The 12,893-nt window shown below is 44.3% G+C and carries 13 protein-coding genes; 8 read left to right on the top strand and 5 right to left on the bottom strand.

Features of this window, described 5'->3' with window-relative positions; genetic code table 11:
* Positions 1-104: 104 nt before the first annotated feature.
* The 4 genes from ASD40_RS25600 to ASD40_RS25585 form a co-directional block, all read right to left on the bottom strand.
* Positions 105-1,262, bottom strand: a complete 1,158-nt coding sequence (locus ASD40_RS25600) for a UxaA family hydrolase (RefSeq protein ID WP_057305952.1) — start codon at positions 1,260-1,262, stop codon at positions 105-107.
* Between the two features lie 3 nt (positions 1,263-1,265).
* On the bottom strand, positions 1,266-1,544 hold the full coding sequence (locus ASD40_RS25595) for a UxaA family hydrolase (RefSeq protein ID WP_057305951.1): 279 nt from the start codon (positions 1,542-1,544) through the stop codon (positions 1,266-1,268).
* 123 nt (positions 1,545-1,667) lie between these two features.
* Positions 1,668-2,453 carry a sulfite exporter TauE/SafE family protein gene (locus ASD40_RS25590; protein ID WP_057305950.1) on the bottom strand — a complete coding sequence of 262 codons (786 nt, stop codon included), beginning with the start codon at positions 2,451-2,453 and terminating at the stop codon, positions 1,668-1,670.
* 32 nt (positions 2,454-2,485) lie between these two features.
* On the bottom strand, positions 2,486-3,232 hold the full coding sequence (locus tag ASD40_RS25585) for a GntR family transcriptional regulator (RefSeq protein ID WP_057305949.1): 747 nt from the start codon (positions 3,230-3,232) through the stop codon (positions 2,486-2,488).
* 123 nt (positions 3,233-3,355) lie between these two features.
* On the opposite strand from ASD40_RS25585, the gene ASD40_RS25580 reads away from it, so the two are divergent.
* From ASD40_RS25580 to ASD40_RS25545, 8 genes are all read left to right on the top strand, one after another.
* Positions 3,356-4,078: a succinate dehydrogenase/fumarate reductase iron-sulfur subunit gene (locus ASD40_RS25580; RefSeq protein WP_057305948.1), complete on the top strand. Its 723-nt coding sequence runs from the start codon at positions 3,356-3,358 to the stop codon at positions 4,076-4,078.
* Complete coding sequence (locus ASD40_RS25575) at positions 4,078-5,814, top strand: FAD-binding protein (protein ID WP_057305947.1); 1,737 nt, start codon at positions 4,078-4,080, stop codon at positions 5,812-5,814. The genes ASD40_RS25580 and ASD40_RS25575 overlap by 1 nt, the downstream gene beginning before the upstream one ends.
* A gap of 94 nt (positions 5,815-5,908) precedes the next feature.
* The gene (gene sdhC, locus ASD40_RS36665; RefSeq protein ID WP_057305946.1) at positions 5,909-6,322 is read left to right on the top strand and encodes a succinate dehydrogenase, cytochrome b556 subunit; all 414 of its coding nucleotides are present in this window, start codon (positions 5,909-5,911) and stop codon (positions 6,320-6,322) included.
* An 88-nt stretch (positions 6,323-6,410) separates the two neighbouring features.
* Positions 6,411-6,773, top strand: a complete 363-nt coding sequence (locus tag ASD40_RS25565; RefSeq protein ID WP_057305945.1) for a hypothetical protein — start codon at positions 6,411-6,413, stop codon at positions 6,771-6,773.
* 21 nt (positions 6,774-6,794) lie between these two features.
* Complete coding sequence (locus tag ASD40_RS25560) at positions 6,795-7,700, top strand: fumarate hydratase (RefSeq protein ID WP_057305944.1); 906 nt, start codon at positions 6,795-6,797, stop codon at positions 7,698-7,700.
* A 15-nt stretch (positions 7,701-7,715) separates the two neighbouring features.
* Positions 7,716-8,336, top strand: a complete 621-nt coding sequence (locus tag ASD40_RS25555; RefSeq protein ID WP_057305943.1) for a fumarate hydratase C-terminal domain-containing protein — start codon at positions 7,716-7,718, stop codon at positions 8,334-8,336.
* 9 nt (positions 8,337-8,345) lie between these two features.
* Positions 8,346-9,113 carry a 6-phosphogluconolactonase gene (locus tag ASD40_RS25550; RefSeq protein ID WP_057305942.1) on the top strand — a complete coding sequence of 256 codons (768 nt, stop codon included), beginning with the start codon at positions 8,346-8,348 and terminating at the stop codon, positions 9,111-9,113.
* A complete protein-coding gene (locus tag ASD40_RS25545) occupies positions 9,110-10,867 on the top strand; it encodes a hypothetical protein (RefSeq protein WP_057305941.1) in 1,758 nt (585 codons plus the stop codon). The genes ASD40_RS25550 and ASD40_RS25545 overlap by 4 nt, the downstream gene beginning before the upstream one ends.
* Positions 10,868-10,924: 57 nt before the next feature.
* Here ASD40_RS25545 and ASD40_RS25540 read toward each other — a convergent pair whose 3' ends face one another.
* The gene (locus ASD40_RS25540) at positions 10,925-12,754 is read right to left on the bottom strand and encodes a hypothetical protein (protein ID WP_057305940.1); all 1,830 of its coding nucleotides are present in this window, start codon (positions 12,752-12,754) and stop codon (positions 10,925-10,927) included.
* Between the last annotated feature and the right edge of the window lie 139 nt (positions 12,755-12,893).

The following is a 12,893-nucleotide window of genomic DNA, read 5'->3' as shown; positions in this document are numbered from 1 at the left end:
TTTCACGATATTCGGAAGGATGAAGCTCACAAATACATGTATAGTTGGATACCTCGAAGGGCATCCAACTATGATGTATTGCTGTGTATGTGAACTCAGGTATCTTAAGCGCTTCTATACAGCTTGGTCATAACAAATTCTTTATGTCCAAGCGCTTCTGCAGCAGTCAAACGGCCGTTTACAACACGGCAGAGGTAATCCATCAGCAGATCGCCAGCTTCAGTTAAATTGATTTCACGAGATAACAGACCACTACAGTCAACATCGATATGCTCACTCATTGTTTTTACTGTTTTTGGATTTGCTGTAACTTTGATAACGGGTTCAATCGGATTGCCGATAATATTGCCTTGTCCCGTAGGGAAGAAGTGGAGAACCGCCCCACCTGCGGCCATAAGCGTGATGCACTCTGCGGCAGCGGACGATGTATCCATAAAGTAGAGCCCAGGCCCGTTTTGCGGCATTTCACCTGGTTCAAGAGCACCAATTACAGGCTTGCTGCCTGTTTTCTCGATATTGCCAAGTGCTTTTTCCTCGATCGTTGACAATCCGCCGGCAATGTTACCTTGCGTCGGTTGAGAACCCAGCAGGTCAACTCCTTGGGATTTAATTTCCGTAATGTAATCGTCGTAAATAGACATAAATTTCTGGCGGACTTCTGGAGTAGCACAACGATCAGCAATCAGATGCTCGCCACCTGTCAGCTCAGAAGTTTCGCCGAAGAATACAGTTGCACCAGCATCGACCAGACGGTCAACGGCTTGACCGACAGTCGGGCAAGAACCTAGTCCTGTCGTTGTATCAGACTCACCGCATTTTATACTAACCTTCAGTTCGCTTAATTCGATAGGTTCACGCTGCAACTCGGAAGCCCATTGAACGAATTCTTTTGCTTTCCACGAAGCTTGACGAATGATTTCCAGATCTCCGGTTCCTTCGATGGAGAAACAGGCAACTGGCTTTCCGGTTTTGGCAATACCATCAGCAATGACTTTGGTCCAATTCGGTTCAATCCCGATGACGATCACAGCTGCTACGTTAGCGTTGGAACCTGTACCGATCATGGTGCGGAAATGCAGTTCTAGGTCTTTGCCATATTGAAGGCGCCCGTAAGCGTGGGGAAGGGACATAACGCCCTGAATATTGCGAGCTACCGCTTCACAAGCCGTATTGGAAATATCGTCTACAGGAAGAATAATTACATGATTGCGAATACCTACATCGCCGTTTTCTCTACGATAACCATAAAGTTGTTTTGTCATCTTCTACCACCTCAACGTTTTGATATTGTGGGTATGAACATAATCACCGATCTTAAAACCGTCTGGAGCATAGCCGATGGGCAAGCCATATTCTAGTACATGACCTTTTGGAGCCAATTCAGCAATGGATACTTTATGACCAAGAGGGATGGAGCTGTTGGCTATTACCTCAATGGTTGATTCGTCATCCATATAGACGCCGATCACTTTCTCGCCGGATTCGATGTCCGATGTAGCCACACCGACATGATCACCTTGTTTGTGAATTAGAAACTTGTGCATCGTGTTAGCCTCCTTGAAGATGATTTTCTGATACCTAACATAATGGTAATAGGTAAGTGGTAAGTGGTAATACCAATCATGAAATCAGTATAATCTGACAACTTAGTTTTAGCAATACCATTTTCAAAATTTTGGTATGAGTCCATATACATGAAGTAGATCCGCCCAAATTTTGATCGAAACAATAATAATCGCAACAGCCATGGTGGACTGAAGAGATTTAGATTTCATCCTTTTCCCGCGTCGTGATCCGATTAGTCCTCCAGGAATCGCACCTATGGCTAAAATTAAACCATCGAACCAAGGGAATTCTGTTCCAGCAGTTCCGACCGTTTTTCCGATGAGGGCACCGAATACAAGAAGTAATCCAACCGCTAGTCCAGTACCAACAGCAGTTCTAGATTCGATTTTAAATATATTCATCATGACAGGTAAATATAAAAAACCAGCTCCTAATCCAAACATACCGCCTAATAATCCGATGCCGAGGCCTAAACAAATAGCCCAAGTTCTACTTCGGTAGGGAGTGGAGTTATCTTCAACCCGACGGATAAACATGGAGGCCGTTGCAAACAGGGCAAGTATGGCAAAAATGGCGGTTAGCAGCTCATGGCTCATCTGTTCAGATAAAGCGCTGCCAAAAGCTCCGGCGATCAAAGATGGAGGTCCCATATTCCGAATTAGGAATCTATCGATGAGACGACTTCTCCAGTAAGTAACCAATCCAGAGCTTGAGGAAAAAAGAGTCTGCACAATGACCATTCCAGCTATCATATGCATACTGTATTCCTGTCCGAACATAGGAGGGATGAGCAGCAATAAAAAAGTGAGAATTAACCCGCCTCCAACTGACATCAACCCCGTTAAAATACCACCTGTAAATCCAATGAGAATCAAAGCAAATGACATGTCATCATCTCCTCATTAGTTACATATTTGTCCTATTTTCTAATCCCATCAACCAAAAAGGAATTGCCCGGTACATTCATATTCAGTTCACACAAGTCAGCCCGCAAATAAAGCTTGATATGCTCGATGGCCTGCTCCTCTGCAGTAAAGCTAGTTCGCGACAATTGGATCAAAGGCTCCTTAGCCGCAATTTTCAAGAGTTCAGCTTGTTCTTTATTGGCAGATAGGGCACGAATGGTAAGGTTAGCATTTTTCAGCGTGTATCCTCCATGCTTAGTAAGCAGTGTATAGCCAGCATTTTGTTCGGCCAATGGCCAAGTTACGATGGATGCCAGGTTCACTGGCAAATACATGAGGCTGAAACCAAAAACTTCTTCATCCCGGTAGTAGATCCTTTTAAGGAATAGGGATTGTGTAAAATGTTCCCCTAGAATGCTTATGACATCATCAGGCGTATCTGTTACCTTCATTTCAAGAAGTTTGGGTTCGAGGTCTTTTTGTAAAAAAGAATCGTAGAACGCCTCCATGCCGCCTAACTCTTGTTTAAGCTTCGGACCAATAACGAAAGTTCCTTTCCCTTGCTTTCTGACCACTAATCCTTTTTCATGCAAAATTTCAATGGCTTGGCGGGAGGTCATACGGCTTACATTGTATGTTTCCATAAGCTCTGCCTCAGTAGGAATTTTCTGATCGGGTTGAAGCTCTCCCAATTGAATGGCAGACTCGAGAATGGCTGCAATTTGAGCATACATGCTGATGTGACTAGTACGATCTATCATATAAAAATAAGCCTCCTAATCAAAAATTAATGATTGACGAATCGTTCTATAACATTATAATACAAATTATAACGATTGAATACAATGTATTGATGAAAAGATTTTGAAATGAGGAGGATCCTTGTGGCAGATGTCAAAATCAAAGTGCTTCGCTATCTTCCGGATATTGATTCGGAGGCCAGGTACGATACCTATGCGGTGGATGCGAAAGAGAATATGACAGTATTGGATGCGCTATTTATTATTCTTACCGAACAGGATCAATCGATTTCATTTCGGTGTTCTTGCCGTCTTGGCATGTGCGGATCTTGTGGCATGATCATGAATAATAAAGAAGGTCTCGCTTGCCGGACAAAAATTGCAAAGTTGGGCTCGGAGATTACTGTGCGTCCACTGAGGAATTTGCCGATCATTAAAGATCTTGCCGTGAATATGGACCCTTTCTTTAAACAATGGCAGCGAATCAAACCATATTTTGTACCAACAGCAGAAGCAGCAACTGACTTTGCTGTTATTCCTCCGGACTCTGGCCGTCGTGAAATTATTGATCAGAACATTGATTGTATTACCTGTGGAGCCTGTTATTCGGCCTGTACATTAGTATCTTTGGATGATAGCTATATTGGTCCTGCCGCATTAAATCGAGCCTATACACTAGTAGCGGATGAACGGGATCAAGGGACTGGCCAACGGATGGAGGTGGCTGCTGGTGAGGATGGCGTTCTTCGATGTCATACTCTATTCAACTGCATGGAAGTATGCCCGAAAAAGCTGGCTCCCACTTGGTCCATACAAAAATTGAAATCACGCGCGGTTACAGCTGCATTAAAGGGAGGGAGTAAATAATGGAACGTGTCCATTGTGATATTCTCATTCTTGGCAGCGGTGGTGCGGGTCTATTTGCTGCCCATCATGCTTATGACCGCAATCCGAAATTGAAGATCATTGTAGCCGCAAAAGGACTCGTCGGAAAAAGCGGATGTACCCGAATGGTTCAAGGCGGTTATAATGTCGTTCTGAATCCGAACGATTCCATCGATATGCATTTCAAAGATACGCTTAAGGGCGGTGGTATGATCAACAACCAAGAATTGGCGTGGACTTTAGTCAGCGACGCACCCAAACGAATTCGTGAGTTGGAAACGAAGATGGGCTGCTTCTTTGACCGCAATCCGGATGGGACGGTACATCAGAAGGCTTTTGCTGGACAATCGTTTGACCGCACGGTACATAGAGGAGATTTAACGGGAATAGAAATTATTAACCGGTTAAGGGATCAACTTTATGCGAAGGAAAGTGTCACTTGTTGGGATGAAGTGCGCGCTGTCGAGCTTTTATATAATGACGATCAAAGTGTTGTGGCAGGGTGTTTAATGCTAAATTTACGTACAGGAAAATTTATCGTGGTAGAGTCTTTGGCTGTCATTATCGGAACTGGCGGCGGGGCAAGTATGTACCGAATTGCTGCGCCATCCCTGGAAAAAGCTGCAGACGGCATGGCAATGGCTTATCGGGCGGGTGCTCAGTTCACAGATATGGAAATGATGCAATTCCACCCTACGGGACTGCTTGCCGAAAACTCGCGTTTGAATGGTGGCGTATTGGAGGAAGGGCTTCGGGGAGCAGGCGGCCACCTTTATAATTCACTCGGTGAACGATTTATGCAAAAGTATGATCCGGAACGGATGGAGCGTTCGACGCGGGACCGTGTAGCGCGAGCAGCGTACATGGAAATTATGGCTGGACGCGGTACTCGTTTGGGCGGCGTACAAGTATCGGTTGCTCATTTGGGGCGTGAAAAAGTGTTGCAAATGTTCCCAGGCATGGTTGATCGATGCAAAGATGTGGGTCGCGATTTAAGTATGGAGCCCGTGGATGTAAGTCCTACTGGCCATTTCCACATGGGTGGAGTCACCATTGATAAGGATTGCTTTAGCGGAATCCCCGGATTGTTTGTTGCCGGAGAGGATGCTGGAGGGATTCATGGTTCGAATCGTCTTGGCGGTAACGGAGTAGCAGACTCTACGGTTTTTGGAGCACGCGCCGGAGATGCTGCTGCTGAATATGTGATGGCGGTGAAACGCCATAAGGTGTCTGAAAGTCAGGTTGATCTGTTTGTTGAACAAATGATGCAGCCGTTCAAACGGGAAAAAGGCGAGAACCCTTTTCAATTGCGCAAAGAAGTTGGCGACTTGATGTGGGAGAAGGTAGGTCTCGTAAGAAATGGCCTTGATCTGAAATATGCCATTGATAAGTTAGCGGAGTATGCTGAACGTGTGAATCGAATTAGTGTAGCTGGAGTAAGAGATTATAACCTCGCATGGCATGAAGTATTGAATGTTAAAAACATCGTACAAATTGGACAAATGATTGCCATAGCGTCCTATTTGCGTACAGAAAGCCGGGGTTCACACTTCCGTACAGATTGTCCTATAACGGATAATGAGAATTGGTTCAAAAATATTTTTATGAAAAAGGGCCAGAATGGGCCTGAGACTGAGATTCATCATGTTGAATTTACTCATGTGCAGCCTGAAGAAATATTTGGAGAAGTTGCCAGAGTTAAGGTTGCAGCAAGTTAACACAACAATACCCCACAAAGTGACACCAAGCTATGAAGCATATTCCGATTACTTTGTGGGGGCCCCGAAATTAACAGTAGGAGGTGTAAAACAGATGCAGGAAGTAAAAATAACGAAAGATCACAGATTAGTTGACGTAGATCCCCAGATTTCAAAGGTAGATGTATTGCGACGCCATTCCGTAGGGATGAAAGCTTGGCTTGTTCACCGCATTTCCGGGGTAGGGTTATTACTATATTTACTTGCCCACATTGGGACGATGGGAATGGCTATGTTCATGGGGGAGGAAGCTTTTAAAGGAGTCTTTCAGGTTCTTTTTCATAATCCTGTCTTTCTCTTTTTTGATTTAATCATTCTTGCTGGTGTAATTATTCATTCTTTAAACGGGATTCGATTGGTGTTAATGGATATGGGCTTTTTTGTTAAAAGACAAAAAGAGTTGTTTGCGCTCATTTGTTGTCTTGCTGTAGTTATATTTATTTGGCTGTTTACTCGAGCGTTCCTTTAACAAAACCCCAAAAAGTGACGTTATGCTTTGTAGCTTATTCCTATTACTTTTCGGGGACCCCATACCTAATTAGGAAGGAGATATAACTATGGATACGGCATCTAAAATAAGAAGAAATGTTCTCGCTTGGTTTTTTCAAAGAGTCAGCGGTGTCGCCCTTATTTTTTTAATTGCAGTTCATATGTGGAGCCTGCACTATGCTCATCCCGACGTGCATCCGAGCTATCCGAATTTAATAGAACGTTTGCGGACGATTGGGTATATCGCCTTGGATTTTAGTTTGCTTGCTCTTGCGTTATTTCATGGGTTAAACGGTGTCCGCAATATCGTTCTTGATTATACAAGCAACAGTCGTCTAATTAGACGTTGGAGCTTAGGATTGATGATGATTGGAATTGTATTTTCACTTTGGGGTGGAGCTGCTTTAATTAAAATTATGACCATGGGTTAATAAAACTGGGGAGGTATGGGGATGAGCACTATGCAATCGAACTGGCAAGTTGAGGAAAAGACCTATAAGGAAATAGAGGAAGCATGTAAGGAAATATATATTCGGTCTTTAAAAGATCTTCCTCCTGATATTCGGGCAGCTGTACAGCGGGCTTATGATAAGGAAACATATGAGACTGGAAAACAAATTCTAAGTACAATCTTAAAAAATATTGATGTGGCGGACGAAGAAAATATGCTGATTTGCCAGGATACGGGCATACCTGTGTATTTCATTAAAATCGGCAGAAATGTTCGTTTCGATGGGATCCGACTGGAAGAAGCCATTCGTGAAGGTACGAAAAGAGCAACTTTGGAGCATCCTTTACGCTCCAGTGTATGTGATACGATTACCCGTAAAAATACAGGAACGGCTATCGGTAAGAAAGTTCCAGTGCTCAATTGGGAGTTTGCCCAGGGATCGTCCATCGAGTTGATGGCGCTGCCCAAAGGTTCCGGATCTGAAAATATGAGTTATCTCAAAATGTTATATCCGGCTGAAGGGCTTAATGGCGCGAAAAAATTTATTATTGATTGCGTAATCAATTCAGGTGCGAATCCATGTCCTCCAACCTTAGTAGGGGTGGGAATGGGCGGTACGGCAGACCTCTGTACGGCATTGGCCAAGAAAGCTGCGGCAAGAGAGATTGGTAAGCCTAACCCCGATCCGACCATTGCGGCACTTGAAGAAGAACTGCTGGATGCGATTAACCTGACCGGAATTGGTCCGAATGGATTGGGAGGGGCTGTTACGGCGCTTGCCGTTCATATCGAAACGGCTGATACACATATTACGATGAATCCGGTTGCCGTCAATATGATGTGCTGGCCTGCACGCCGGATAAGAGCTACCTTTGAAGAAAATCAATTGGTTGTAATTAGTTACTAAAGAAGGAGGATTTCCATGGCACACCATCATTTACAGACGCCCATGACAGACGAGTTTGTAAAGAAACTTCGTGCGGGAGACACCGTTACTGTCGATGGTCATATCTTTGGAATCCGTGACGCTAACTTGATCCGGATTTTTGATCATAAGATTGATCCGCCGGAAGATTTAATCCCGCAACTAAGTGGAGCTGTAACCATACATACAGCACCAGGGGTTAAGGAACTGGAAAATGGTAAATATGAAAAGGTATGTATCGGAACAACAACCAGTACGAGAATGGATCGTTTTGTAAGAGGATTGTTCGAACGATTCGGGGTTAAGGCAATTACCGGCAAAGGCGGGATGCTTGAACCCGGAGCACAAGCCTGTGTCGATATTGGGGGCGTTTACTTCTCGATCGTCGGTGGAGCAGCCGCACTTGAAACCACTCAAATTGAAGAAATAGAAGATGTGTGGTGGGAAGATTTAATGCCGGAAGCGATTTGGAAGCTGCGAGTCAAAAACTTCGGACCACTGCTCGTTTCTGTGGACAGCTATGGAGGAAATCTGTATAAAGATGTGAAAGCTCAAGCCGTAAATAATTTGGATAAGGTTTATGAGAGAATGGGAATTCATAAGAGTCATACAGAATAGGAGGGTACCATGAATCAGTCTATTGTCAGTCAAATGGAAGTCTGGCACTATCCGTCACGCAAGGAATTGGGTAAGTCTGTAGCTGAGGGTGTGGCATCCTGCATGAAAACACTGCTTACACAAAAAGAAACCATCTCCGTAGCTTTTGCGTCAGCGCCTTCACAGAATGAATTTCTGGATGCCCTTCGGGCCGATACAAGCATACAATGGGGGCGTATTGTCTGTTTTCATCTGGATGAGTACATAGGTCTTTCCGAAGAAGCCTCACAAAGTTTTTCGAACTTCCTAAGAGAAAAGCTGTTTAACCTGCGAGTACCGAAACAATTTCATGCCATTAATGGCATGAACAACTCCGCTGATGAATGTGAACGGTACAGTCAATTGCTTCAAGCGCATCCCCTTGATATTGCCTGTATCGGTATAGGGGAAAACGGTCATATCGCGTTCAACGATCCGCATACGGCTGATTTTAAGGATCCGCTAGCCGTAAAAGTTGTAAAGCTCGACGAAGCCAGTCGCATGCAGCAGGTTCACGACGACTGCTTCGAAACGTACGAACAGGTTCCCTCTGAAGCCGTTACTTTGACGATTCCCACAATTCTATCCGCTTCCTTGATTTTTTGTACCGTACCTGGCAAAAGAAAACGGGATGCCGTTCGTAAAACGTTATACGGGCCGATAGACGTTCAATGTCCCGCCTCCTTACTTCGTCAGGCCAAATGCTTCAAAATTTATTTGGATGATGAAAGTTATTCAACCGTCCTAGAGGATCTATGAGTATTCAGATGATTCACGTGGTTTGGAATGAGCAGCAAGCCGAGAAAAGTTGGAAGCAAGGAAGAAACGATTATACCCCGTATATGTTCGAGATTTTAAACTATCTTGGGATTGTCTTTAGCAAATGGACGCCGAATTCATGGATGGAACATCAACCAAGCGGGATTACGATTGTGGTTGGGTTGGATGATCATTCAGAATGGCCCTCAATTTTCAAACAGTATTGTGAAAACGGTAACAGTGTTCTGACCATAGGGTCTTCATTCGGTCTTCATGATGTGCTTGGCTTAAATAAGCCTGAAGGAAAAAAGATTCAGGAAGGTTGGATTCAGTGGAATGATTGTAAGCTAGCGGAATCCCTGAGAAGTTCTTTTCACTTTTTCGGTGCGTCATTAGTTGAACCGTGTCCGGACACAGAGGCGCTGGGTTCGCTGATTCGCAGAAACGGCGAAGTTTCTCTTTTTCCTGCCTTCACGATGAGACCCTATGCATCTAGCTATGCAGCCATGATTTGCTTTGATATTGCAAAGTCGTTTTGCATGATCCAACAAGGAATTTCTGTAGAAAAGGACGGTTTACCAGCGTCGGACGGAACAGCATCGGTTGATGATGACATTCTGAAAACGGACGATGGCTCGGTATTGGATTGGCTGCATGATCGTGACAAGGCGGACCCTATGTCCGCTGCTTTTTTTATGTACCCCATCGTAGATGAAATGAGGATTTTTTTCATTCGTACACTACATCTGTTGCATGAAAAAATGGGGGAGGCGATGGTGCATTCATGGTTCTGGCCCGAGGGAATAGACGGTATTGGTCATATCTCGCATGACTCAGATGGAAATTCGATTGATGCCGCTGAGCTAATGCTGGAAAAATTGTTGGAAGCTGATATCCATTCTACTTGGTGCGTAATTATGCCAGGATATCCTCAAAGCGTTTATGAGAAGATGATAGAAGCTGGACATGAGATCGCACTGCATTACAACGCCCTGAGTACGGAAGAAAATAGTTTATGGGATGAAGAGCATTTTAACTTACAACTTGATAGGCTCAACCAACAATTGAAAAATAGGGTGAGCATTAAAACAAATAAGAACCATTATCTCAGGTGGGAGGGAGACATTCAATTTTACCAATGGTGTGAACGTGCCGGCATTGCTGTTGAGCAAAGTAAGGGAGGAACGAAGCAAGGCAATAAAGGTTTTCTTGCGGGTACTTGCCACCCCTATATACCAGTCAGCAATGCCCTTGAGAGGAATAGGCTTATGCAGGTGTTCAGCCTTCCGACACTGGCGTGGGACCCGCCAACTTCACTGCGATGCACTTTGAAAGAGGCTCAATCGATTATCGAGCTTTCTGCCCAAGTGAATGGCGTGGTTCACTTTTTGTTTCATCCGGCGGCTTTGGTTAACGAAGAAGTGGGACCTGCTTTGGTTGATCTGGCGAACTACGGAAGGATGCAGGGATTGCATTGGTGGACAAGTGAGCAGTTATTTCGCTGGCTTCAGATAAAACGGGGGATTGACGTATCCGTGCAACCAGGAACAAATGAAGGAAAGCAGCTTTACATCTCGGCACAGCATCCTTGTAAAGGGTTAACAGTACTGATTACGCAGCTGCCTTCAAAGATGGGTATTCCTAGTAATAACGGAACCATTCGTTCGATAAGATTCAAACAGAGGTTCGGATTATCGTTTCACGAAATAATCCTGGATGTTAGACAGGGGAATACAATCATTCCATTCGATTAGAAACGAAAAGGGGACTCGGTAAATTCAAATTCCGAGTCCCCTTTTCATTCTGCTAATCTATGGAGTGATATTTACGGTGGTTAAAACAACCATACTTCCAGCGGGTGCTTGGACATTGACTGTACCTGTAACACCAGAGTTCACGCTGCCGGAGCTTGTCACCGTGCCACTGCCATCAGCGTTCCAGACCATAACCTTGAAATCGGTGTTCGCCGGCAGGTCGCCTACGCTAAATGTAGCCGCCGTTTGATCGGTGCTCAGGGCAAAAATCGTCCAATCGCCAGACGGGCTTCGGAACGGTGTGATCAGCTTGGCGCCCGATGAGCCTTCATACCCCAAAACCTGCCAAGCTTTGCCTGTGGTGTTCCCCATTAGCCATTGCATGTAATAGGAAGGACGTAACGGCCAACGATCTTCACCCGGAGCTGGATTGAAAAGATAACCGATCAGGCTGTAATCCTGATAGCTGAAGTCATATTGCGCACGGTAGGCATCCCATTTAGCTAATCCCGTAAAGCCTGCGTTTACCGCCAACATATTGAACCATGCTTGTTCGAAAGCTGCCATGTTCGTTTCGTTGATTCCAGTAACGAGGTCGTTGTATTTACCGGCGAGTGTGGCGGTTAAGGCACCGACTCGGTAAGGATTTATATCCATGATTGGCTTCTTGGGATCATTATCATAGAACTTATAACCCCGAGTACCATACTCGGTTATCGAAAGAGGCTTCCGTTTCTCCGGAGCAATGCCTGTATAGATCCCTTTGATATCGGAAATACGTTGCTTCATGTAAGCCGTATCCCAATAGTTCCAGTAGATATGGGATGACCAACCGTCCAAGATGTCTCCCATATGGTCAGCCATGTAAGTAAACCAGGTTAATTGATTATTATAGACGAGATCCCCGCCTACGAACTTGATGTGGTCACGGATTCCTGCGTCTTTTAGGTAGCTGTCAAGTAAGCGATAATATTGTTCATATAATTCCGGTTTTACCCACGACGTGTTTACCTCGTTCTGAATCGTAATTTGCTGGACTGCGGTCAGTCCGCGATTTTTGACCAAATCAATTAAAGTATCCGCGAATTGTCGCATATTCTCTTCCATAAGGACTTTCTGTTTAACTGGATCGTCATTTGCTGCCCTTTCAATAAACCACCATGTCACATTCACTGTGGATCCAGCCTGCTGGGCGAGATTTACGGTTTTGATGAAGGAGTCCATCCGGTTCTCATTGCCGGGATCGAAGTTAACGGGGGAAAGAAAGATGCGAACAAGCCCCGGTTTCATCGCTTTGACTTTAGCCTCTACGTTTTCCAACTCTTTTGGCGGTTCATTGCCCACGAAACCCCTTGTAGGATCATTAAGCGCCGTATACAAGTGCATGTTCATCTGGGCGCCGTACCCTTGAAACTCCGGTACTACAATCTTTTGAGCATTAACGGAAAATTCGGTTACCGCCGTCGTGCCGTTTAATACTTCTGTATTTACGGTTTGTTGGGTCTGGACAAGTACTTCTACCGAAATGATATCAAGCAAGGGCACATCCCCCAGCTCTATGATCGCCTTACCTCCCGGTGCAGAGACGTCATTATAGTTCGTTGTACTTTTTTCTTGTCCATCAGGACGGGATACTTTGACCTGTACTTTTTTAAATTCATTAGGTACATCAGTTTGTGGTTCACCAGACAACACGGTTACATACAGCTTTGCATTTTGTGAATCGCGCAGTGCATGCACATCAAGCGTAAATGGAGATTTATCACTGCCATTTGTGCTGTTTTGATCCGGTGTAATCGCGATTGCACCTCCGGATAAGGATAGGATCAATAGAATAGTTAAAATGAAAGTAAACAAAGACTTTTGATGAAAATTAACTTTCAACATGGATACAAAACCTCCTAACATTTATTGATAATAAATAAAGATTCACAAAGATCGTAACAAAACTATGAAGTTAAAAATATAGTATATTCAGCAAAAATATGTTGTTTTCTGATGCAGTAATAAAAACACATGAATTTTG

It is taken from the genome of Paenibacillus sp. Root444D2 (assembly GCF_001426375.1).
In the GTDB taxonomy this organism is placed as follows: Bacteria; Bacillota; Bacilli; order Paenibacillales; family NBRC-103111; genus Paenibacillus_E.
Note: the sequence above shows the minus strand (reverse complement) of the source record. Positions and strands in the feature narration are given on the sequence as shown.